Genomic DNA, 23,657 nt, shown 5'->3' with positions numbered 1-23,657 from the left:
TTTACTTCCACTCAATCGTTTCTATCAGGTGGCTGATATCCTTTTTCAAAAACTCATTCACAGGTTTCAACGAGTCGGCATTAGGGGTTGCTTCAAAATATAGAGCTCCGCGCATATAGTTCTGTACAGAATCGGTAGCGTAGAATTGGTAGGCTGATGCCGCATCTCCGGTGACGTTGAAGAAAGCACTGTATACTTTGCGCTCATTATCATTATGGTAAAAATCCTGAATATAATCGGCTTTTTTCTCATGTACAGTATAGGTCATATGGTAAAAGTCTCCGTTGACCTTTTCTAATGTGTTGTCTTTGTTGATATACTTATAGCTGATATATATCTTGCCGCCAATTGATGGAAATTCGATGTTGATCCAATACGGGTTCTCCGGTTTGTCGCCAAAGAAATCAGGGTTGGTTACTATCTTTCCATAGGTGGGGTATTCAAATTTATAAGGGAAACCCGCACTGTCAAATGTAGTGTAGCTTTTCTCCGGCAGATCTATTTGAAAATATCCCCTTGGTTTAGGTGTATATACCTCCGGTCTGCAGGAAATAAAAAATGCGCAAACTAACAGTAGTACGATGTAACGGTTCATGCGTCAAAACTAATGCGATATTTTGATAATTGCAGCTTGAATGTTTTGATTATCTTAGCATCTATGCACGAGGCATTGGTAAAATTAAGGAAGACAGCAATTGTTTTAGCACTACTGACACTTGTCGGACTGGTGGTAGATTACATGTTGGATAAAATAAACTTTCCCGGAGCGTACACTTTGTTCCCAATTAGCCTGCTTATTATTACTTTATTAGTTATGTTGGTAATATGGTTGTTCAGGGCACTAATACAGAAAGACAGGTAATAGTTTTAAGTTATGTAATAAACAGAGTGGGCTGCTATATAGCAGCCCACTCTGTTTATTGTCTTATATTTCAAATTATCCAACAATAGGCTCTTTAACCATCAGATCAGGAGGTAATTCCTGCGGGTAAGCTTTTGCTTCCAGTTTTGCACGTACATCTGTAAATGCCTTTAAGGTCAGATCAATATCTTCGTCAGTGTGTGTAGCTGTTGGTATCAACCTCAGCATGATCTGTCCTTTAGGAATAACAGGATATAATACAACAGAGCAGAATATATGATAGTTTTCCCTCAGGTCATATATCAGCTGTGTTGTTTCATAAAGTGTCAGGTCGCCATGCAGGAACACGGGAGTTACCGGAGAATTGGTCGTGCCAATATCAAATCCTTTTTCACGTAATCCGTTTTGCAGGCGCTTTACATTATGCCATAATTTTTCTTTCAGTTCCGGATGTGTGCGCAGTAGCTCCAGCCTTTTCATATTACCTACTACCAGGGGCATTGGTAGTGATTTGGCAAATAATTGAGAACGTGTATTGTAACGCAGTACTTTTAAGATGTCAACATTACCTGCAATAAAACCGCCTATGCTGGCCATTGATTTGGCGAATGTAGAAAAGTACAGATCGATACCTTCCATGCAATTTTGCTCTTCACCTACACCTGCACCTGTTTTGCCTATTGTTCCAAATCCATGCGCATCATCAACGAACAGGCGGAAATCGTACTTTTCTTTAAGTTTTACTATATCGGCAATTTTACCCTGGTTGCCTGACATGCCAAATACACCTTCCGTGATCAACAGTATGCCACCACCTTGTTGATCGGCCAGTTTTTTAGCTCTTTGCAATTGTTTTTCACAATCCGCTATATCGTTGTGTTTGAAAACAAAACGCTTACCGGCATGCAGGCGTACACCGTCCAGTATACATGCATGAGATTCTGCATCATACACAATAACATCATGACGAACGCATAACAGATCTATAGCAGATACCATACCCTGGTAGCCATAGTTCAGTAGCATAGCATCGGGTTTACCCACAAACTCAGCCAGTTGTTTTTCAAATTGCTCATGCATATTTGAGTTACCGCTCATCATACGTGCACCCATCGGGTAGGCAAGTCCATATTGCTGTGCTGCATCTGCATCAGCTTTCCTTACTTCAGGATGGTTGGCCAGACCCAGGTAGTTGTTCAGACTCCATACTATTACCTCTTTTCCCCTGAACTTCATGCGATTGCCAATCTCGCCTTCCAATTTCGGGAATGAAAAATATCCCGGCACTTTATCAGCATGGTCACCTATTGGTCCCAGCCTGTTCTCAAACTTGGCAAATAAATCCATATGCGCTCTCTTGTGTTTAAAATGTAATGGCTTTCAAAAAAATATCGGCAAAATTAAGGAAAATATTGTTGGTACATAGTGCTTTATATAGCTGTAATTGCCATTTTTGTTACTTAATATGTTGATAAATATGAAAAAGTTGTTGTTGTATATATGTGTTTTTCTGCATGTGACAGGTGTGGCGGCACAAAAGACTGATGCTTTATCTCGCCCAAAACTGGTGGTTGGTATTGTTGTTGACCAGATGCGCTGGGATTATTTGTATAAATATTGTGAAAGATATGGGGATGATGGTTTCAAAAGGATGATAAACGAAGGGTATAACTGCCAGAATACAATGATCAACTACTTGCCCAGTTTTACAGGCCCCGGGCATGCCTGTGTATATACAGGATCTGTTCCTGCCATTCATGGCATTGCTTCCAATGACTGGCTGGATCTGCAAAATGGTAATGAAGTGTATTGTGTAGAAGATAATTCTGTGCGGTCGGTAGGGGGGAGCATGAGAGCAGGTATGATGAGCCCGCGCAACATGTATACTACAACGGTAACCGATGAATTAAGAATAGCATCTAAACAACATTCAAAGGTCTTTGGTATAGGGTTGAAAGACAGGGGGAGTATATTACCTGCAGGGCATAGTGCCAATGGAGCGTTTTGGTTTGATGACAGCACCGGCAACTTTATTACCAGTAGCTATTATATGAATGAATTGCCGGCATGGCTGGTGAGATTCAATGGCAGGCGATGGGCTGATAGCTTTGTGGATCTGGCATGGAAGACTTTGTATCCATTAGGTACTTATACTCATAGCACCCGGGATAATATGGTCACCGAGGGTAAACTACAGGGAGAAGATGCCCCTGTTTTTCCGCACTATACTCCACGGGAGAAAAAAAAGCCATATTATGGATTAAGAATTATGCCATGGGGTAACACGCTGACACTAAAAGCAGCCAGGGCATGTATAAAAGGGGAGCAGTTGGGGCAAAGAGAGGAAACCGACTTTTTATGCATCACGTTGTCAACTACAGACTATGCCGGACACAATTATGGACCTGATGCTATTGAAATGGAGGATATGTACCTACGCCTGGATCTCGAATTAGCCCAAATGTTGCGTTACCTGGATAATAAAGTCGGGAAGGGAAAATATACAGTATTTCTTACTGCAGATCATGGTGCGGCGCATAATGCAGCTTATATGAATCAACTTCGTATACCAGCGGGTAGTGAAACACAGGCAGAAGCTACCGGTAAGGTCAATGAATACTTAGTAGAACAAACAGGCGTTGACTCTGTTGTTCGGGCCTTGTATAACTACCAGGTCTACCTGGATGAACAATTAATAGCCGGCAAAGGATTAGACAGGGATGAGATAAAGAAGCTGGTCATCAGGTGGCTTTATCAACAAGATGGGGTGGCTATGGTAGCTGATATGGAAACGGCAGACATGGTTATGATTCCGGAACCGATACGCACTATGATAGTGAACGGTTACAACAGGGAGCGCAGCGGCTGCTTACAGATCATTCTTAAGCCGGGCTGGTATAGTGGCCATAGCAACACAGGTACTACGCATGGTACCTGGAGTCCTTATGATACGCATATACCCTTGCTTTGGTACGGGTGGGGTATTCCCGAAGGTGAAACTTATCGTACCGTATATATGACTGATATTGCTGCCACTTTAGCTGCCATGCTTCATGTACAGATGCCGAATGGGTGTACAGGTAGTGTAATAACTGAACTGTTTGAAGATTAGCTTATTTTGGTACTGCCTGGTCTAACCGTAACGTGAATGCAGCATTCTTATCAAAATAGCTCTCGAGGTCAAACTCGTATTTTTGTTTGCCTGCTGTGATGGTGATATGTGCCGTACAGGGCGGCATTGAACCATAGCTCTCTGCGGTCATCTTGATAGTATGTACAGGTAGTGCTTTGTTTAATGTAACATAGAATACAAGTGGAATCTCGTTAATTCCCTTTTTGTACAGGACTGGATTATCGTCCACGTATATGGATATTATATCACCATCTATTTTTGCGTTATCATATACTTCTATTTTTACCGAATCTGTTTCTATCTCTTTTACGCCGATAGCATGGTCTATTGTTGTGTTACGTTTTAAGTTAGTATCCGGTGCCGATATTGCCTGTTTTTTATCCGATGCGATATTCATAAGTTTTGGGTGAGTAAGGAAGTTATGTTGGAGAGGGATGGCAGCGTGCACAGGCTGGGTTATTTTAGTAACAGCAGGTAATGTAACTACAGGGTAATCGTTAAGGATCTCTTTGGGGGGTACCACTTCTATGGGAGGTAACTTTTGTATCCATACTGATGTAGCCATCATCTGCATCAGCCCGGTCTTGTTGTCCCGCCATTTACCTTCAAAGCGCAATACACCTCCATAATCTTTCAGCTTCATGGTGTAATTGCCCATGACATTGGAGTTGAGCGTGCCGAGGCGCACTTCAATTTCAGAAACCTCTCTGAAGAATATAGTTGAATCTTCTTTACTGTATACGCCTTTTATGACGTAGTGTTCATAATTGTTCCGGCTATAAAATAATTTAGTTGTGCCTCTGATCAGTGAGTCGTTATACAGTTCAAGCTCTACAATTAGTTCATCAACATTGGTACTCAGGAAAGTTTTGCCATAGTTGCCATACCATTTGCCTGACAGGTCCTGTGCAAATATTGTTTGCATGTAGAAAGTGAACGCTAATAATATGGCAAACCTGGCCATGCTTAATGGGTTTAAAATAAAGATAAGGAAGAATTAAGGTTTGATTGTCTTAGTATTTTCCTAAAATAGAAAGCTGTGATTTAGATGACTCATTCCAGACCAAGTGGCACACGTTAACGTTTATTTATAGAATAGCCGTGATTGGTTATCGGCATTGGTTTTCAAGGTCTTTTATATCACATGTCAGATACCGGGCAGTTCATTTTGTTGAACTTTTGACCTACAGTTAGTGTTTTATCATTAACCAAAACATATAGTTATGAAACCGAGTAACATGATAAAAACAGCAGCAATAGCATTATTAATGCCGGTGTTGTTTACAGCTTGTAAGAAGGATTATGTATGCACCTGCGACTCTGAAAATGCTTTAGGAGTAAGTAGTACAGAGACCTACACACTCAAGAATCAGACCAGGATAGATGCCAATGATGCCTGTGAGAACTTTGAAAAAGATAACAACTGGGAAACCCGTAATTGTCACCTTTAAAATGATAAAAGGAATACTAAGAAAGGACAGCCGAACGGCTGTCCTTTCTTAGTATCAGGATAAGCTTATAAACTGTGTAGTAGCCTCGACAGGAATCGAACCTGTATCTGGAGCTTCGGAAACTCTTATACTATCCATTGTACTACGAGGCCGGAAGAGACGTACAAAATAACGACTAAAAATAAAAAAGGGCAACTAATAATAGTTGCCCTTTTTTTGTACCACGTACGGGAATCGAACCCGTGATTCCTCCGTGAAAGGGAGGCGTCTTAACCCCTTGACCAACGCGGCGTACCCGATTTGGGATTGCAAAGATAGGGAGTTGATTTTTTATCTCAAAATTTTGTTTCAAAAATATTTTTAGGCTCCCATCGCTGCTATAATTCCATGGAAGTCAGCAGCTTTGAGTGCGGCTCCGCCTATTAATCCTCCATCCACATCTGCACATGCAAAAAGCTCATTTGCATTTGAGGGTTTGCAACTTCCGCCATACAATATGCTGGTGTTGTCAGCTACTTCCTGTCCGTATTTATTGGCCAATACTGAGCGTATGTGTGCGTGCATATCCTGGGCCTGCTCAGTGCTGGCAGTACGGCCGGTACCAATAGCCCATATAGGTTCGTATGCTATGGTTATATTATTGAATTGTGCAGCGTCCAGGTGGAACAGGCCTTCTACAATTTGTTTTTCTACATAGCTGTTTTGCGTATCTGCATCGCGTACTTCCAGCGGCTCACCGCAACAGAATATCACGTTCAGGCCATTAGCCAGTGCGATGTCTGTTTTCTTTGCCAGCATCTCATTGGTCTCGTTGAAGTATTCCCTGCGCTCAGAGTGGCCTAGTATCACATATTCAGCACCTGTACTTTTTACCATTTTAGCAGAGATCTCACCTGTATAAGCTCCTGATTCTTCTGTATAGCAGTTTTGCGCACCTACATGCACATGTTGCGTATTTTGTGTAAGCTGTGCAGCCTGTTGCAGGTGGATGTACGGAGGGCAAATAACGACAAGATTATCAGCGTTAACCGGGGGTAAGCCATTCAGTATCCCACTGATCAGTTCTTTACCTTCCTCAATATCAAGGTTCATTTTCCAGTTGCCTGCAACTATTTTTTTACGCATAAGTATTTTGATTTTGTAATATGATCATTTGTTAGCGAACAGATCTCTTTGTTCCTGAGTGGCTGCAAAGATATGTTCATACATTTTTATTTCATCGGCAGACAGGGATTTTCCTCTTCTTGCCATCATCCTGCCGGCTGTTTCCATAGCTCTTTCCAGTCGATACGTGGTCATGCCTTCGCTGCCACCCCATGCAAATGAAGGGACAAATTTTTCGGGGAAATTGCCTCCATATATATTCGCGGATACACCAACTACAGTACCCGTATTGAACATAGTATTGATACCTGATTTGGAATGGTCGCCCATGAGTAATCCGCAGAAAGTGAGTCCAGTAGCGACGGACTTAAAGCTATATTCATCCCATATCTTTACAGCATCGTAATTATTCTTCAGGTTAGAGCAATTGGTATCTGCACCCAGGTTGCACCATTCACCAATTACGGAGTTGCCCAGGTAGCCATCGTGTCCTTTATTGCTGTTGGCAAAAAATACCACATTGCTTATTTCGCCGCCCACTTTACAGCCCGGGCCTATAGTTGTGCCTCCGTATATCTTGGCCCCCATCTTAGTTACCGCCCCTTCGCAAATAGCTATCGGCCCCCTGAGCATACCGCCCTCCAGCAGGTTGGCGTTTCTGCCTATATATACAGGGCCTGTGGATGCATTGATGATACATCCGGCACTTATTTCAGCTCCTTCCTCTATAAAGAGTTGTTCCGAACCCGTAACCATAACATTGCCAGGCATAGGCTGACTGGTTCTACCAGCAGTTAGTATGACAAAATCATCAGCTATCGCTTTGTCGTTAAAGGAGAAGATATCCCAGTTGTGTTGTAGGTGATTAACTATTCCGGTATAAGGTATTTCTTGTACCGTTGTATCCACCTGTATCTTATTGCCAAACTTGACAACGCTGTCGGTTACCCGGGCTGCGATTATCAAGTCTCCGGAAACCAGTTGTTGTTGTGGCTGCAATTGGCTGATATGTTCCCACAGGTCTTTTGTGGCGAAAACGGCGCCGTTGATAAAGAGGTTATCTCCGCTGCCATTTTGAGGGAAAACGTCCTGTAGGTAGGCTACGGTAAGTGTACCCGTTGCTTGTTGTATGAAATACTCCCATCGTTCGCGCATGGTCATGATACCGCAGCGGATATCAGCTACCGGGCGAGTATGGGTAAACGGCAAAAGCCTGTTACGCAACTCACTGTCAAAGAGTATATACTTCATACTATTGTTTACCACCCTTCGTACTACCGGAAACCGGGATAGAGTACTTTATGAAAAACTAAAAATCCCGACAAAAGTCGGGATTTTAGCTGCTTAATGCAAGTATGTTCGAGAAGATTATTTCTTCTTACCGTAACGTTTATTGAACTTGTCGATACGACCTGCTGTATCCACAAATACTGATTTACCAGTATAGAACGGGTGAGATTTGTGAGATATCTCCACCTTGATCAGTGGGTATTCTTTACCATCTTCCCACTCAATAGTTTCTTTGGTAGGAGCAGTAGAACGTGTAATAAACGTATAATCGTTAGACATGTCTTTGAAGACAACTAAACGATAACTTTCCGGGTGTATGCCTTTTTTCATTATATTAATTTTTGGTGTATGGATTTTGCCATACTGTTTTAATAAGTGTGCAAAGGTAGTTTTTATTTTAATATCCAACAAAAAATCAACCCTTCTTCTTTTTCTTCTTTGATTTTACATGTTTGTCCAGTTCTTCGGCAGCCAACTCAGCAGAGTTGTAAGTGGCCAGTATCTTGCCATCAGGGCCTACCAGCACGGCTTGTGGTACGAATTGTACGCCATAAGTCTGCGCCGGGGCGGCACTCCAGCCACCCAGGTCACTCATATGGTATTCCCATTCCAGGCTGTCCTTGGCTATTGCAGCTATCCACTTCTCTTTATCCTGGTCAAGTGAAACGCTTAATACAGTAAAGCCTTTTTTAGCATCAACATACTTTTTATCCTTGTATTCGCGGTACATGCTTACCAGCCTTGGGTTGGCCCTGCGGCATGGTCCGCACCAGCTTGCCCAGAAGTCTATCAGTACATACCTTTTATTGTTTATTTCAGACAGTCTAATTGTATCGCCTTTAGGGGTAGGGTAGGCTATATCAGGTGCAACATCTCCTACCTTTATCTTTTCATTCTGGTATTGTGCCTGAGCAGATATGATGCCAATTGCCAGGATAAATAATGTACTTGTCAGTTTTTTCATATTGATTACTTGTTAGCAGTAGGCTAAGTTAAGTATGTTATGTTAATTCGTTAATAATCAAGTGTCAGTCCATCATAAGACAGGTGGAAACCTTCGGGTAGTTGGCGTTCTACATCTTCATGTCTACCCAGTTGGTGACTGATGTGCGTGAAATAGGTTTCTTCTACTCCTATACCTTTAGCCACGTCAATTGCCTCGTCGAGTGTATAATGTGAGGGGTGTTGTTCGTGGCGTAAGGCATTTAATACCAGTGTTTTACTTCCTTTTATCTTCTCTGCTTCTTCAGGTGAAATATAATTAGCATCAGTTATATAGGTGAAGTCTCCTACCCTGAAACCAAGTACATCCATATACATATGTTTCACCAGGATAGGGGTAAACTTCAATCCTTTAATTGCAAATGGGGTTTGTGCGTTTATTGTATTCAGGTCAACTCTCGGTATACCCGGGTACTGTATATCGCTAAAAACATATGAGAATTCTCTCTTGAGTGTTTGCTGCGTTTCTTCTGTGGCATAAAGGTGCATCGGCTCCTTTGAGAAGAAGTTGTATGCTCGTACATCATCCATACCTGCTACATGGTCTTTATGCCCATGGGTATACACAATAGCATCAAGATGCTTTACACCTGCGCGCAGCATCTGGTAGCGAAAGTCAGGGCCCGAATCTATTACTACGCTCACTTCCGGTGTTTCTATCCATATAGAACAGCGGAGTCGGTTATCTCTTTTATCAGCTGAGGTACATACAGGGCAACTGCACCCGATAAGGGGTACGCCTAGCGAAGTTCCGGTACCGAGGAATGTCACTTTCACGATCAGGCTTCAATTTCAGATTGTACGGAATTATTTCCGGGATTAGCGTTCTGTACTGTCTTGTACCATTTTTGCATTTCTGTACTAAGTTCCTCCTCTTTTACGTTAAGACTGGGTAATATCTCAATGAGGACATTAATACGTCCTTCCATGTCAAGGAATTTATTGATGACAGCCACACGGCGTTCATCAAGGATACAATAACCCGAGTTGAAATTACCCCTTTCGTAACGAATGGTAAAGTTAGCTTCTTCAAAAAGCTGTTCCATTTTTTTAAGGGTGTTTGCAGTATATTTGAAGCTCATTAGCAAAATCCGGTTTCGATGGTCAAATTTAGAAAAATAACGCTATTATTAGTGGTTTTGATGGCAGGGATGATAAATAACACCTATGCACAAAATTATTATGTGGATGATGAAAGGACTTTCTATGGTGGATTGATAGCCGGTTCAACTTTTTCGCAGGTGGACGGCGATAATTTTGCCGGGTACAGTAAACCTGGTTTCACGGTAGGGGGTATTGCATATGCCGAGTTGGCTAATAAGATAGCCGGTAGCGTTGAGATATTGTACACCCAGAAGGGGTCTAAGTCAAACAAAACACAACAATCTAACAACAAGACTTACCTGATCACTAATTACAGGATTGACCTGAATTATGCTGAGATACCCATCATGATCAACTATTTTGACAAGCGTAAGAGTCATTTCGGGGCGGGGCTTTCTTATTCAAGGCTCATCAATTATAAAGAAACTGTTACTACTACGCCCAACTTCCCGAACACAATAAACCTGGACGACTATCCGTTCAAGAAGTCGGACCTGAATTTCCTGATAAGCGGAAGTCTGCACCTATACAAAGGACTGTTCCTTACTTATCGTTTTCAATATTCATTATTCCCGGTACGGACAAAGATATATCCTGAATTCGGGCGTGCAGAGCAATATAACAACATGCATGTCCTCAGGTTGATGTACCTGTTCGGGTAGTGCATATTATCTCTGGTTGTAACAGCTAACTAAAAAGAATGAATAAGGGTTTGTGGTTGATGGTAGTAATGCTGGCCTGTTGTGCTACAAGAAGTAGCGCACAGGAAAAAAGTCATTTCTTTTCGCCAGACAAAGAGCAGGTTTTCTTTGGTGGTTTTACAGCTGGAGGCAATTTTACTACCGTAGATGGTGATAGTTACGGAGGTTATAAAAAGGCTGGTTGGGTATTTGGCGGTACTGTATATGTACGTTTCCTGCCCAAGGTGATGGCTGATCTTGAGTTGTTATATACACAAAAGGGTAGCAGGGGTATTGCTCAGAAAACCTCAGTTTACACAGGTGAATTTTTTGAACAATACTGGCTGGACCTGAATTATGTAGAAATACCTTTTATGCTGCATTATAACTTCACACCCAGGTGGCATATCGGGGTTGGTGCGGCATATGCCCGGCTTGTAAAATCCAGCGAAGATATTTATACTGATCAGCCGGTGAATATCGACCCTGATATTAACAGGTTCAATGATGATGATGTAAATTTTGTATTCGGGGGAGGATTGCAGATAGGGAAAGGGTGGTTCCTGATGGGGCGTTATCAGCGTTCTACAAAATCGATTCGGGCTGCGGCAAGAATACCGGTTTGGCAAAATTCATATGCCCAGTTCAACGACCTTTTCAGCCTCAGGCTGATGTACCTGATAGATTAAGTTACTTGCCTCCTATAAGCCGAAAACCTTTGGGATGCTCCTTAAGTTCGTTCATATCGGTGTTTACTTTCTGTAGTTTCTGGTCAGTGTTTTTGTAGGTTTTATCATCATTCAGCATTTTGTCAACCATATCCGACCGTTCCAGTTTTGTTGCCTGCTCTCTTGTAGTCTCTATAGTACTGCGCAGTTCATTCAAAGGCTTTGATATTTCTTTTGCCGCAAATGACGCGGTAGATGCTTCTGCATTTTTTATCGTTGTGTCCAGTTGTTCACTTTTCTTATCCAATACTTCCGACTGTGAACGTAACTCTTGTAGTGAGTTGACAATTTTATCTGCACTGTTCCTTATGCTGCTTACTTGTTTGTTGAGTTTACTCATGCTCTTTTCCATATCGCGGGCATCTCTTTGAGTATTGGCAACAAGCCCGTTATCCAGTTTACGGTTGAAATTGGAAAAGTTCTTATCAGCAGTTCCAAGTATATATTTTACAGACTCTACTATAGGTTCTATCTGGTCGTTCATGTCCATGATAGTGGTGTCGTATGTACCTTTCAGAACATCTTTATGCGTGTACATACCAGGACCTGCCCCCGGATCAAGTTCAATTAACTTTCCTCCCAGTAGCCCGGTAGATGCAAGTCGTGCAATCGTGCCTTTGGGTATCTTTGTCTTTTTATTGATAGACATGGTAACGGCTACTTTCTTGTCTGGGCCTTCAATAACTATATCGCTCACTTCTCCCACTCGAACCCCATTAATTAATACCGGGTTCGACCGCTGTAAGCCATTTACATGTTCATAATAGGTGTAGTAGTCATACTCCTGGTATACCATATAGCCATATTTATATACCAAAAGTCCTCCGCCTACCAATACCAGTAGTATAAATGTGGCCCAGGCACTTCTTTTATTAAAAGGTGTTTTCAATCAATTATATTTCGCCTGTAAATTACGGTTTATTGACGATTCGGCCATTTTACTGCTGTGGCTTTTGAAAATAGCTGATATCTGCCAGCTTTTCTCCGCCTTTTATACCAAAGTCAAGAGTTCTGATAGGGAATGGTATGGTAATGTCGTTTTCATCAAATGCTCTTTTTATAAGCATAATAGCTTCGCTGCGCCCCTGGAGCCAGATGGGTTGTTCCGGGTTGTTGATCCATATTCTCACTTCGAAATTAATAGAACTGTCACCAAATTCGTTGTAGAAGAATGTTATTTCGTCATCTGTACGAACCGATACTTTTTGAACAGCTTCCAGAACTATGCGTTTCACTTTTTCCAGGTCATCTCCGTATGATATGCCGACAGTAAGGTCCATTCTCCTCTTGCCAAGCATAGTATAGTTCTCTATAGCATTCTGGAATACGTCTTTGTTGGGTATGATCACCTTCTGTCCCTGGAAGGTTAGTAATACGGTATCACGAAGGTTGATATCCTGTATCTTACCCATATAATCAGCCAGTTTTACAATGTCGCCGATATGTATGGGGCGCCGGAAGGTAATGAAGACCCCTGAGATGAAATTGGCAGCTATGTCCTGGAAGGCAAATGCCAGGGCTAATCCGATGATACCTGCTCCTGCCAGTATAGATGTAACGGCTTTTTCCAGTTTTAGGATACTGAGTGTCACGAAAATGGTAACACCGATAAAAAGCACATGAATGAATGAGGCAAACAGGTTGTTGATCGTTAACTGACCTGATATTTTTGCTATAAGCTTGCGTGAGACACGTTTCAGTATGCGTGCCAGGAATAGTCCTACGACAAAAACGAATGCTGCCAGAACCAGGTTGGGCAGCATTTTAATAAACTCAACTACCCAACTGCTTAGTTTCTCTGCAAGAATATCATATGTTTTACTGAAATCCATTGATATTTATTTGACCAGCCTCTAAAATACAGTTATTATTTTAAAGGCAGAATGAAGAGAGGCGCACGGTCAGGTGCGCCTCTCATTTATGTCAATAGACGGATAGTTATATTTTTTGTACACTTATGGTTGTAAAAGTGCCTTCTGATATCACTACGGAGTCTGTTTTTGTAAATGTATGGTTGTCATTGTCATATTTGTATAGGGTAGCGGAGAATGTGCCGGACAACTTTTTTGCAGTAGCATCGTAAGATGTAATGTTTAATGTACCTGTTTCTGACATATACATCGGGCCGGTAGCATTATTTGCATCAGGAAAGTAGTATATCCTGCCATTTCCCTGTTTTCTTATGTCCGTCACATTGTAGTTACCCGTCGTTTTCCCGAAAACATCTATCGACAATTGAACATTATTGTCTTCGTATTTGACAAAAAGGTTGGTATCAGCCAGCTCGTAGCCACCACCTGCTTTAGATATACTCGTGCCATCCCGCTTAAAACAGATCATGCCGTCACCGCAACCGCCACTGTTGTTGGTTGGTGTTGATGGCGTTGTTGTGGTTGTTTTGTTGCAGGATATTGTTGATAGTGCGATCACTCCAATAGCTATATACTTTTTCATATCTGATTATTTGTATAAAGCTAAATAGGAATGATGTAACATGGAATACACCAAAACACGTATTTGTCAGCCGGTATCAGCAAAATAAAAAAGCCCGGCATTTGCCGGGCTTTTTTATAATATTTTTTCGAAAACTTTACCTGTTTGCCGGTTTGTCCCAGGTAAGGGCCAATGGCATCAGGATAACAGATATGTTATACCCCAAAGGACCACCATAGGTTCTGCTTATAACACCGGTTGCGAAACTCAGGTCTTTAGATTTATAATCGATCAGGTTGTAATTGCCCAGGTAAGCTGTACCTCTCACTTTAACGGCAACACCCAGAACGAATCCAACTTCTGCTTTAACAAATGGTACTGCTTTGATCAGTGCATCAGATTTTGTCCCATCGTCAATGGTAATATAAGATGTAGCAATACCTGCACCCGCAGATAGCAGCGTTTTGTGTTCCCTGCTCAATGAGGCATCACCACCATATTTGTAATTAAAACTTATTGGCCCTGAAGCCATCATAAATGGAATGCTCTCAGCCATATACAGGTCCTTATATACCAGTGGTATTTTGATGGAGTCATAAGTCAGATTTCCCATTAACACATTTGCTTCAATATCCAGGCAAAACATACTTTTCTCTGATGCCATAGCTATTGGAACAGATACACCCAGGTAACCACTCAAAGACTTGCTTAGTTTAGCATTTGTGCTGAAAGAGGTGTCTACTTCAACACCCCCTATATGGTTGACCATGTCATCATTTGTCGCAAATATGGTGTCGCGCACACGCATTGACATTGGATTGTTCATAAAGTGCCACCCATATACACCAAGGTATATGCGCTTGTGCAACTGAAGCTTGATCTTGTTATCCTTGATCTGATTGTGGGAATACCTGTTCAGCGCTGAATAACTCTGAGCTTCAGAAGGAAGGTATGACAATAAAAATACGGCCAATAAACACCAGGCAGCTTTATTTCTCATTGTGTGTGTAATTGATTTGAAGCTAAAATAATCTAAAAAGCTGTTTAAACAAATAGTTGGGCAGCTAGTTGACCTCATAGAGCCCTATTATTGTAAAAAAACGCTACAATATTGAAAAACCCTGTTTTATAAGGCTAAGAAAGGAACCGGTATAGGTGGTTACCTGTTTTTCCTGCTTTGTTTATAGTTTTTGTGTCCGCTACTCGCAGGTGGTTTATGTGTGCTGCAACTATCCAATACAAGAGCCATAGCGATCATTAATGCTACTATCGTGAACAGATTCTTCATTTTAGTCATTTTAAAAATAAATATAATAAAAAAATCTATAGTTGCGAGGAGTGCTTAGCATTTGATTTATTTAACAATGCCTATCGAACTTAAGATGAAACCGAATGTTTTATCATTGAACCAAAACTAAAAGTCATGAGATCTGTATTGTATCTGGTTGCCGTAATATTGGTCATAGGTTGGATCCTGGGTTTCTTCGTTTATAGTGCAGGACAAGTAATTCACATTTTGCTGGTTATTGCCTTAATAGCTTTGATATTAGGTGTAATACGCAGAGCTTAGTTTGCGGGCTTATATCTTGTTATTCAGCTTCTTTTTTATAAGCTTATTCAGGGGCAATTCATAATACCTGTAAGTAAGCATACTGGCTATTAGTGTTAGCCCCTAAACTACATATGCTTCTATATATCCCTTAGGCATGAGCACCGAAAAAGACGGAAACTTAGTTGGTATATAAGAGTAGTATCTGATAATGAGCATGTGTATCATATAAAAGCCGAAGCTGATCTCACCGAGGTATACCAGCACTTTGTTGGAGAGTATGTCGGAAAGGTAACCACGTGAGTAGGAGAAAGTATATATAAGCATTACCATTGGGGGCCAATAGTAGCATGAATACCTGTATCCCTGTGGAATATCGTTGTGAAAGTAGAAGAACACACATAATGCAAGGATAGAGGTAATTTCCGCTATTGTAGCAGCATTCCTGTTTCTTAATATCTCGATGTCCTTTCTTTTCCTGTACAGACGGTATAATATTACCCCGATAACAAAATCACCGATCCTCAACAGCGGATTGATATAGAAGTATTTTTCGTGGTAAGCTTCTTTTGCCAGGTAAAGCATAATGGGTATAAGCAATAATATTACGGGAGCTACTTTTATATACTTGCGCTTATACAGCAGGAAAACGATGAATGGGAACATGATGTAAAAGAACCATTCATCTGAGATACTCCAGGAAACCGAATTGAAGTAAAAGTAGATATCATCCGACGGGACAAAGCTTTGGATCAGGAACAGGTTCAGCACAAAGCGAGTGATCCACTCCGTTAATGCCCCTTTAAAAGAAAGTGGTATGGCTATAAGCAGAGTAAGTAAATGAAGTGGATAAATACGGGCAAATCGTGCGAGCCAGAATTGGGCAAATCGAGTTTCCCCGCATAATATTTTATCGTGATAACTATAGCCCAATACAAATCCACTCAAAATGAAAAAGAAACTGACACCTATATAACCCTCGTAAAAGATATCATCATATAAGTGTTGCAGAAATGGTGTCTCATCTTTCAAAAACCATAAATGGCTGAAAAACACCATCAAAGCGAAGAAAAAGCGTAAAGAAGTAAGGGGTTTTATCATTTGTATGAACAATAATGCTCAAAGTAAAAGCCCCGAGTAATATTTTACCTAATATAAAGCTTGAGATAACAACTGTGTAACAAGCGATATAAATGAATAAAGGCAGCCATTGGCTGCCTTTATTCATTATGATAATTGTGTTGATTAGCTCAATCCTTCAATTTCACCATTTACCAGTTTGATGTGGTTGGCTTGCGGATCCTTAGGCAATCCCGGCATACGCATAATATCACCGGCTACTGCTACAATAAATCCTGCACCCGCATTGATCACAACGTCACGGATGGTTATGTCGAAATCTGTTGGAGCATTGACCTTTTTAGGATCATCGCTGAAGGAATATTGCGTTTTAGCAATACAAACAGGCAGGTTGCCCCATCCCGATGCTTCGAACTTCTTCAGCTTCGTCAGTGTACCTGCTGCAAAGTTTACACCGTTAGCCCTGTATATCTTAGTGGCGATCTTTTCAATTTTTGTGCGCAGGCTATCATTGTCTTCGTATGTGAAGTTGATGTCTTTTGAAGGGTGCTCATCAATTACTTTCACAACCGTCTCAGCAAGCGCTGCAGCACCTTTACCTCCCTCAGCAAAGCCATTGTTGATAGCGAAAGCAACACCCTGATCTGCACACCATTGTGTCAGGTGATTCACCTCTTCATCTGTATCGAAATGGAACTTGTTGAACGACACAACTACGCTCTGGCCAAAATTCTTCATATTCTCTATATGACGCTGTAGGTTGGGCAGGCCGGCGATCATTGCATCAAGATTAGGCTTTTTGATGTCATCAGCATGTACACCACCATGCAGTTTCAGTGCTGCGGTAGTTACCACGATTATGGTAGCTTTAGGCCTCAGGCCGGATACACGGCATTTGATGTCAAGGAACTTCTCAGCACCCAGGTCGCTGCCAAAACCAGATTCGGTAACTACATAGTCGTTGCAACTCATGGCCATTTTGGTAGCCAGTACAGAGTTACATCCGTGGGCGATATTGGCAAAAGGTCCGCCATGAATAAACGCGGGCGTGTTTTCTGTTGTTTGCACCAGGTTGGGTAAAATAGCATCACGCAATAAAACCACGATCGACTCAGCTACCCCAAGGTCTTTAACCGTAAAAGGAGACTTGTCTGGGCGATAGCCTAATACTACACGCTCTATACGGGCCTGCAGGTCTTCTACACTGCTGGACAGGCAAAAGAGTGCCATGATCTCCGATGCCGGGGTGATATCAAAACCCATTTCTGTCGGTAGTCCGTTAGACAGGCCTCCCAGTCCGCTGACCATGTTACGTAAAGAACGGTCGTTTACGTCCAGTACCCTGCGCCAAACTATATTGTTCAGTGCTTCAGGGCTGTTCCTGTTCTGGTATTGATAGTTATCTATCAGGGCAGATAACATATTATTGGCACAGGTTATAGCGTGCATATCGCCTGTAAAGTGCAGGTTGATATCTTCCATCGGCAACACCTGGCTGTAACCGCCACCTGCAGCACCGCCTTTCATGCCAAAACAAGGCCCAAGGCTGGGCTCGCGCAATGCTACAGCAGCTTTTTTGCCTATATAGTTAAGCCCCAGTGAGGTAGCTACACTGGTTACAGTTTTACCAACACCCGCTTTGTTCGGGGTTATGGCTGTCACCAATATCAGGTTGCACTTTTTGATGTTTTCTTCATTCAGGTACGTAAGTGGCACTTTCGCTTTGGTTCTGCCATAAGGTATCAGGTCGTCTGCCTTTATACCTTGCTGTTCTGCGATCTCTGCGATTGGTTTCAGTTTTGCTGCCCTTGATATTTCAATATCTGATAACATATACTTTACTGTGTTTTGATTTTTAGACTGACGAATATATTAATTATCAGGTGAAAACAGGAATGTCAACCTTTAATAATTAAATAAGAAGCGCCACATACCCCCAAATGCTCTGGGTATCTCGCCGGGCTATAGGGTAGTTGCCTGCTTTCAATTATCGGGAAGAGGATATGATAACAATAGACCCTTGTTAAACAGTCTGTTTAGAAAAGACCCACTCTCATGTGTTGATTTGCTGTTTTGGTGTCTAATTAATTGAAAATCAATTGTATAAATTGTTTTCATTTGTTAACGGCTCGTTAGCGGGTTGCAAATACGTGGTTAACTGAAGCTGAAAATTTCTCTCAAGGCACTTTCCCGTCGCATCTTTGTATCAACAAACGAACAAACACAAACAACAAACATTTTTAAACAAACAACCAAACTAAAACAAACAAAAACAACAATTATGAAAAAGATCATCGCAATCGCAGTTTTCGCTTCAATCGGTTTCGCAGCTAACGCTCAAAACCAGGCTAACCAAACCTCTTCTGCTTCTCAAACTACCAACCTGGTGCTGAGCAACGCAATCGAGATCACTTTCACAGGTAACAGCTCTGCTACAGGTGCTGACGTGACTATCCCTTTCACAACAGTTAACGACTACGCTAACGGTGTTGAAAGTGATGCACAGGAACTGAAAGTACGTTCTAACAAGAATTTCTCAGTAGCTGTTAAAGCTAACGCTACAAACTTCTCATACACAGGTAACACTACCCCGGCTCCAACTATGCCAGTAAGTGGTGTTCTGGCAGTAAAAGTAACAGCCAACGGTACAGGTGGTTCTATAGCCAGCCCGTTCTCTTCAACTGCTTACTCTACTTTGACAGCTTCTAACCAGGACCTGATCACAGCAGCAGACCGTGGTGGTAACCAGACTTTCAGTGTAAAGTATAAAGCTACTCCAGGTTTCGCTTACCCTGCAGGTACTTACGCGGTTGACGTAGTGTACACTGCTACTCAGGAGTAATTGTTTCTCTCACTCGTAATATTAAGAAAGGAGCCCCGTAAGGCTCCTTTCTTTTATTTATGTATGAGTGTCCTGTTTAATTTGTTATCAGGTATGTGCTGTGACTTTTTCCACACCGTCCATTTTTTCTAATGTACTTTTTGCAGCATTCACCACTTCTTTCGTGCCTTGTACAACAACCAGGAATTTGCCTTGTTTGATGTCCTCATCATAGCTATGGGTTTCATTTATTTTTATGCCGGCTACGGTAAGGGCTGATACTATACCACCACCTATCAGGCCCAGGTCAAATCCCGCTATACCGCCGATGAGTGCGCCCGCTCCATACAAAAAGCCAAGCCCGGGAATAGCGAATATGCCTACTCCTGTTAATATACCCAATGCAGACCCGAGGGCTACGCCAATACCTGCCTCTGTTGTGGTTACTTTTGATACGTCATCATCATCAAGTATGATAGCATTCCTGGCTTTATCTGCCTTACCTATGATAGATAGTTGTTTGGAGGTTAAGTGATTCTGCTCTTTTAATGCACCTACGGCTTGTACAGCGGCTAAGTGATTATTGCATACAGCAATTAAGTTGTCCATGACTATTCTGTTTAAATATTGCCTGCACCATTACAGACAATATTTAAACAAACGAAAATAAATAAGGTTTGTTGCCGCTGTTATATAGATAATGTTTATAAAGTTCAAAGCTATTTATCAATGATCCTTATTTCAACACGACGGTTCATATTCTCATCGGCCAAAGACCTTTCCGGCCATTTTAATGGTTGTTGAATACCGAATCCTTCATAGGTCATACGATCAGGTTCAATGCCTTTGTCTGTAAGATATTCATATACCGCCCTGGCACGGTTCTTCGACAGGCCATATTCCTTTTCGTCATAGTCATAACCGTCTTCGGTAGTGTTGGTCAGGCAGCAGATATGGCCTTCTATGTTGATTTTCAGGGTTGGATTGAACTTCATCGTAGTATACAGGTTAAAAAGCGTTTCAGCTGATTCTTCCCTGATCATGTGACTGCCGGGCAGGAAGAATATATTATCCAGCCTTATCGTCTCATTTTTGGCGACCTTTGATATGTCTATTTTTGGTTGAGCTGCAGGCTCCGGTTTTTTAATTCCACTGTCAATAGTGATGATGGCCCGCCTGAAGTCATCTTCTTTGCTTCCGTTGGGTATGTTTTGAGTTAAGCCGAAAGCAACAGTACGGATACGGGATTGGTGAATGCCGCATTGGTTCAGCCTGAATGCCACATATTTGGCTCTGCTATCCGATACCAGTACAGTTTCGTTCTTGCCGATTGCATGACCGGCTATCATGATATTTACCTTGCCGTTCTTCTTAAGGTAATCACATAAATGTGCAATTATTGCGTCCTGCCCGGGTTTTAGTTTGATGCCACTGTTTTCTTTTGTCGTCTGTTCTTCAAAGTATACTTTCCACAAGTTGCCATCATTAGATATAGTGCGTGGAGTGCTCGGCTTTTCTTTAAATCCTCCGATAACAATATCTACCCGCCTGTCAGTAGGGTAGCCTTCAGCCCCTGTCATTTCACGACTGATCTCACCTTTGCCTGTTACCGTTTCTATCAGTTCAGGCCTTACGCCAAGCCCTTGCAGGTACTTTTCAACAGCATCTGCCCTTTTTTGAGACAAGGTAATATTCGACTCTTCTGTACCCAGGTAATCAGCATAACCTATAATGCCGTATTTCTTATTTGTTGGTAATATATCATAATAAGCAAGAGAGTCCAGTTGCGACCGTGTTTGGCTGTTTAGAGATGATACCGCAAGGTCAAAATATACATGTATCGTATCTGTACTTTGCGCATGGCAAAACAAAGGAAAAATAAAAGACAGCAATAATGGTAATATTCTTTTCATAGCATATGTTGTGTCAAAAATACATAAGATAATAAGACCTTAACGGTGAAATAAAGGGGGAATTGTGGAGAAGCAAAAAGAGCCTGCGCATAGCACAGGCTCTTCAATATGATAAGTATAAAATGTTTATTCTTTAATGTCGCAATAACCAACAAGGCCGTATTCATTGCAGTCCTTCTGAGCCTGAGTTCTGTTTATTGAGATAACGGTATGCACGTCTTTGCTGCCATTGGTTTTCAGGCACTCACAGGTATATGATTTATTGCAAGAGGGCAATACAGTGATGGTCAGTAACCCGGCTGCGATGAAAAGTATTGTTTTTTTCATATGTATTTTATCCTTTTAGCTCGTTTTTTTGAACAGTCATCAAATGTAATAAAAAATCAAATTACCTGTTAGTACCGCCGGCTGTTAATATGTTTTGGCCAGCTTAACTGTTCTTTTTTCAGTTCCGGTGTTTATGTTCACCATATACATTCCTGCCGGTAGGTTACTGATGTTGAATTGCATAGCATTTTCTCCGGTTTGCAATGTAATATTAGCGGCTTCTTGCACACGCCCCTGGATATCTGTTATCGTAACATAGGCATCTGATTGCCTGATACTGTTAATGCGGAGCTGTACCGACTCACGGGCAGGATTAGGATATACCTGAACCTCTGTCAATGCCGAAATGTATTGAACGCTTACATCAAAATATGGATATTTGAATGTGCCTGATTTTGCAGTACCGATACTCATATTATAGTAAGTGCCGGATGGGGTAGTGGTCAGCTTGCAGGCACGTACCATATACCAATAGGTACCATCTGTTCCAAATGAATCAGTATAGCTTGTTCCGGTAACCAGGCCGGAGCGCAGTTTGTATTCTCCGTATTCAGCATCAGACCTGTATACATAGTATCCGCTCACATTGGGTTCTGGGCTTGCTGTCCAGTTTATTACGGCTCCGGCAGCCGGGTTGGCTGTTGTCAATACAGTAGGCACTGGCTTTACATATTCCGTCCGAAGGCTGGGGTCGCCCATCAGTGCCATATTAACTGTTCTTGCCAGCGATGGTATAGGCGTTTCATATAAAGAGTAGTTGTTTTGCGATAAGCGTGTAGAGTAACCTATGGTCTCTCCCAATGCCATATGATGCAACGGCCAGTTAGGCCTGCCGCTCCAGAATGAGGCTAATGATGGTTCATTGGCACAGAGAGGTGCCCTGAGAAAGTTGTTGGTGTAATTCCAGTCGCCAAAGTAGCTACCGAAAAACATCGTGAAGATGGCTTTCATATTGCCTGCCGCAATATCATTGGTAGTGCCTACACCTCCGCAACTGGTATAGGTGCCGCCACCACAGCCATAGGCCCATTGATAGAAATCTGTATTCAGCGTAGTGACTATATCTTTCGCGAATACACTGTCAATGCCTACCATGACGGAAATATTCCGCCAGCCATTGCCTGCGAAACCTTCCTGGTAGGTTTTGAAATTGTCATCAACAATACCACGTTTGATGACATTTAAGGCACCGATCTTATATTGGTGTGCTTTGTTCAGATAGCTTTTCATGAGTACTTCCTCCGTCTTACTGAAAGCCGGCATGTCATAAAAGTCTACACGGCCCACCTGTAGCTCTATATCACTAGGGAAATAGCTGGGGTCAAACTTTCCGTCACCCGGTGTATTTCGGTTCAGTGTGTTTGCAGATGTGGTATTGTTTACCGAGGCATCTGTCCATGTGCCATTCAGTTCACCGTAATAGGCATCCGCAGGCCATGCTCCAATATGGTCTTTATGTCCGTCAGGATTTAATTCTCCGCTGTAAGGCACAGCAATATGCCCCAGTATATATACGCCTTCAACACTTGTGTCAGCTTGCGCAGTAGCTGTTATATAGCTTTTTACGGTAGCAACTGTAGCTGTTCTTGGAAAGTCTTTACGTATAACCTTCCACCCGTCGCCACTCAGGTCCTTCATCAAAGTTGCTATCTCGGTACTACAGGTATTTGTAAAGGCATCATCAACCAATAATATCATGGCACCCCTGTAATGAATGGCAGGCTCGTTGATACCTGCATATATATATCCGTGCGCTCCGGTGCTGTCTGTTTTTTTGATGTAGTACTCATAAGCACCACCGGCTGCTACTTTGTTGTCAATATAGCTTAATGTAGCATCCGGTAGCTGCGCAATGGCAGCACCCCACGCAGTAGCAGTTTTTGCTTTACGGTATATGTACGTAGTGCCGGTCCCCGGTGGACACACCCACCGTAATGTTACTGTTGGGTTAGGTGTAGCCTGCGTAGTTGCATTGATGCGTAAAGCATAGTAAGCTGTTGGCTGTGCCATAGCTGAAACAGACAACATTGCACATAAAAATGTAAAGAATTGCTTCATCTTCTTCTTTGATTTATGTTACAATATAATTAAATGTTATGACTACAGAGATTAAAAACTTTAGGCAATAGGGTGTGCTAATGAAAGTTATCCTGAAAAATGTAATACATCGAAAATTACCG

Annotated in this window: 26 protein-coding genes and 2 tRNA genes; 7 read left to right on the top strand and 21 right to left on the bottom strand. The window is 41.9% G+C overall.

Features of this window, described 5'->3' with window-relative positions:
• Position 1: 1 nt before the first annotated feature.
• On the bottom strand, positions 2-595 hold the full coding sequence (locus tag H6550_10775) for a hypothetical protein (protein MCB9046603.1): 594 nt from the start codon (positions 593-595) through the stop codon (positions 2-4).
• Positions 596-658: 63 nt separating this feature from the next.
• Between H6550_10775 and H6550_10770 the strand changes: the two genes are divergently transcribed.
• Positions 659-862: a hypothetical protein gene (locus H6550_10770; protein MCB9046602.1), complete on the top strand. Its 204-nt coding sequence runs from the start codon at positions 659-661 to the stop codon at positions 860-862.
• A gap of 75 nt (positions 863-937) precedes the next feature.
• Here the strand turns inward: H6550_10770 and H6550_10765 are convergent, their stop codons facing one another.
• Positions 938-2,209 (bottom strand): aminotransferase class I/II-fold pyridoxal phosphate-dependent enzyme, encoded by a 1,272-nt coding sequence (locus tag H6550_10765; GenBank protein ID MCB9046601.1) that lies wholly within the window; start codon positions 2,207-2,209, stop codon positions 938-940.
• 130 nt (positions 2,210-2,339) lie between these two features.
• On the opposite strand from H6550_10765, the gene H6550_10760 reads away from it, so the two are divergent.
• Entirely contained in the window at positions 2,340-3,974 is a 1,635-nt protein-coding gene (locus H6550_10760) for an alkaline phosphatase family protein (GenBank protein MCB9046600.1), read from the top strand.
• Position 3,975: 1 nt separating this feature from the next.
• Here H6550_10760 and H6550_10755 read toward each other — a convergent pair whose 3' ends face one another.
• A complete protein-coding gene (locus H6550_10755) occupies positions 3,976-4,959 on the bottom strand; it encodes a hypothetical protein (GenBank protein MCB9046599.1) in 984 nt (327 codons plus the stop codon).
• Positions 4,960-5,218: 259 nt separating this feature from the next.
• On the opposite strand from H6550_10755, the gene H6550_10750 reads away from it, so the two are divergent.
• Entirely contained in the window at positions 5,219-5,446 is a 228-nt protein-coding gene (locus tag H6550_10750; GenBank protein MCB9046598.1) for a hypothetical protein, read from the top strand.
• Between the two features lie 80 nt (positions 5,447-5,526).
• On the opposite strand, the gene H6550_10745 is transcribed toward H6550_10750, so the two are convergent.
• The 8 genes from H6550_10745 to H6550_10710 form a co-directional block, all read right to left on the bottom strand.
• Positions 5,527-5,598, bottom strand: a tRNA-Arg gene (locus H6550_10745).
• Positions 5,599-5,665: 67 nt separating this feature from the next.
• Positions 5,666-5,737, bottom strand: a tRNA-Glu gene (locus H6550_10740).
• Positions 5,738-5,806: 69 nt separating this feature from the next.
• Positions 5,807-6,571, bottom strand: a complete 765-nt coding sequence (locus H6550_10735) for a triose-phosphate isomerase (protein MCB9046597.1) — start codon at positions 6,569-6,571, stop codon at positions 5,807-5,809.
• A 24-nt stretch (positions 6,572-6,595) separates the two neighbouring features.
• Positions 6,596-7,801 (bottom strand): GlmU family protein, encoded by a 1,206-nt coding sequence (locus H6550_10730; protein MCB9046596.1) that lies wholly within the window; start codon positions 7,799-7,801, stop codon positions 6,596-6,598.
• Positions 7,802-7,918: 117 nt separating this feature from the next.
• Positions 7,919-8,170, bottom strand: coding sequence for a type B 50S ribosomal protein L31 (locus H6550_10725; protein ID MCB9046595.1), 252 nt, complete (start codon positions 8,168-8,170; stop codon positions 7,919-7,921).
• Positions 8,171-8,255: 85 nt separating this feature from the next.
• On the bottom strand, positions 8,256-8,804 hold the full coding sequence (locus tag H6550_10720) for a TlpA family protein disulfide reductase (GenBank protein ID MCB9046594.1): 549 nt from the start codon (positions 8,802-8,804) through the stop codon (positions 8,256-8,258).
• 50 nt (positions 8,805-8,854) lie between these two features.
• Positions 8,855-9,619 (bottom strand): MBL fold metallo-hydrolase, encoded by a 765-nt coding sequence (locus H6550_10715; protein ID MCB9046593.1) that lies wholly within the window; start codon positions 9,617-9,619, stop codon positions 8,855-8,857.
• Positions 9,620-9,621: 2 nt separating this feature from the next.
• Entirely contained in the window at positions 9,622-9,924 is a 303-nt protein-coding gene (locus H6550_10710; protein ID MCB9046592.1) for a hypothetical protein, read from the bottom strand.
• Positions 9,925-9,984: 60 nt separating this feature from the next.
• Here H6550_10710 and H6550_10705 point away from each other — a divergent pair, with 60 nt between their 5' ends.
• Together H6550_10705 and H6550_10700 are read left to right on the top strand one after the other, a co-directional pair.
• Entirely contained in the window at positions 9,985-10,608 is a 624-nt protein-coding gene (locus H6550_10705) for a PorT family protein (protein ID MCB9046591.1), read from the top strand.
• A 38-nt stretch (positions 10,609-10,646) separates the two neighbouring features.
• Positions 10,647-11,315: a PorT family protein gene (locus tag H6550_10700; GenBank protein ID MCB9046590.1), complete on the top strand. Its 669-nt coding sequence runs from the start codon at positions 10,647-10,649 to the stop codon at positions 11,313-11,315.
• Between the two features lies 1 nt (position 11,316).
• Here H6550_10700 and H6550_10695 read toward each other — a convergent pair whose 3' ends face one another.
• The 4 genes from H6550_10695 to H6550_10680 all read right to left on the bottom strand — a co-directional run bounded on the left by H6550_10695 (position 11,317) and on the right by H6550_10680 (position 14,787).
• The gene (locus tag H6550_10695) at positions 11,317-12,243 is read right to left on the bottom strand and encodes an MCE family protein (GenBank protein MCB9046589.1); all 927 of its coding nucleotides are present in this window, start codon (positions 12,241-12,243) and stop codon (positions 11,317-11,319) included.
• 49 nt (positions 12,244-12,292) lie between these two features.
• Positions 12,293-13,186 carry a mechanosensitive ion channel gene (locus tag H6550_10690; protein ID MCB9046588.1) on the bottom strand — a complete coding sequence of 298 codons (894 nt, stop codon included), beginning with the start codon at positions 13,184-13,186 and terminating at the stop codon, positions 12,293-12,295.
• Positions 13,187-13,292: 106 nt separating this feature from the next.
• Entirely contained in the window at positions 13,293-13,808 is a 516-nt protein-coding gene (locus H6550_10685; GenBank protein MCB9046587.1) for a hypothetical protein, read from the bottom strand.
• Positions 13,809-13,944: 136 nt separating this feature from the next.
• The gene (locus H6550_10680) at positions 13,945-14,787 is read right to left on the bottom strand and encodes a hypothetical protein (protein ID MCB9046586.1); all 843 of its coding nucleotides are present in this window, start codon (positions 14,785-14,787) and stop codon (positions 13,945-13,947) included.
• A gap of 423 nt (positions 14,788-15,210) precedes the next feature.
• Between H6550_10680 and H6550_10675 the strand changes: the two genes are divergently transcribed.
• The gene (locus H6550_10675) at positions 15,211-15,357 is read left to right on the top strand and encodes a lmo0937 family membrane protein (protein MCB9046585.1); all 147 of its coding nucleotides are present in this window, start codon (positions 15,211-15,213) and stop codon (positions 15,355-15,357) included.
• Positions 15,358-15,459: 102 nt separating this feature from the next.
• Here H6550_10675 and H6550_10670 read toward each other — a convergent pair whose 3' ends face one another.
• Both H6550_10670 and H6550_10665 read right to left on the bottom strand, forming a co-directional pair.
• On the bottom strand, positions 15,460-16,437 hold the full coding sequence (locus H6550_10670) for an acyltransferase (protein MCB9046584.1): 978 nt from the start codon (positions 16,435-16,437) through the stop codon (positions 15,460-15,462).
• A 144-nt stretch (positions 16,438-16,581) separates the two neighbouring features.
• Positions 16,582-18,249 carry a formate--tetrahydrofolate ligase gene (locus H6550_10665; GenBank protein MCB9046583.1) on the bottom strand — a complete coding sequence of 556 codons (1,668 nt, stop codon included), beginning with the start codon at positions 18,247-18,249 and terminating at the stop codon, positions 16,582-16,584.
• 448 nt (positions 18,250-18,697) lie between these two features.
• On the opposite strand from H6550_10665, the gene H6550_10660 reads away from it, so the two are divergent.
• Complete coding sequence (locus H6550_10660; protein ID MCB9046582.1) at positions 18,698-19,258, top strand: hypothetical protein; 561 nt, start codon at positions 18,698-18,700, stop codon at positions 19,256-19,258.
• A gap of 87 nt (positions 19,259-19,345) precedes the next feature.
• Here the strand turns inward: H6550_10660 and H6550_10655 are convergent, their stop codons facing one another.
• The 4 genes from H6550_10655 to H6550_10640 form a co-directional block, all read right to left on the bottom strand.
• Positions 19,346-19,846 carry a hypothetical protein gene (locus H6550_10655; GenBank protein ID MCB9046581.1) on the bottom strand — a complete coding sequence of 167 codons (501 nt, stop codon included), beginning with the start codon at positions 19,844-19,846 and terminating at the stop codon, positions 19,346-19,348.
• A gap of 110 nt (positions 19,847-19,956) precedes the next feature.
• A complete protein-coding gene (locus H6550_10650; GenBank protein MCB9046580.1) occupies positions 19,957-21,150 on the bottom strand; it encodes an OmpA family protein in 1,194 nt (397 codons plus the stop codon).
• Between the two features lie 126 nt (positions 21,151-21,276).
• Positions 21,277-21,477 carry a hypothetical protein gene (locus H6550_10645; GenBank protein ID MCB9046579.1) on the bottom strand — a complete coding sequence of 67 codons (201 nt, stop codon included), beginning with the start codon at positions 21,475-21,477 and terminating at the stop codon, positions 21,277-21,279.
• An 84-nt stretch (positions 21,478-21,561) separates the two neighbouring features.
• Positions 21,562-23,535: a T9SS type A sorting domain-containing protein gene (locus tag H6550_10640; GenBank protein ID MCB9046578.1), complete on the bottom strand. Its 1,974-nt coding sequence runs from the start codon at positions 23,533-23,535 to the stop codon at positions 21,562-21,564.
• Positions 23,536-23,657 lie beyond the last annotated feature (122 nt).

The sequence above is a fragment of the Chitinophagales bacterium genome (genome assembly GCA_020636495.1).
GTDB lineage: Bacteria > Bacteroidota > Bacteroidia > Chitinophagales > Chitinophagaceae > UBA5543.
The sequence above is the reverse complement of the archived record's forward strand: the minus strand, read 5'-3'. Positions and strand labels throughout refer to the sequence as shown.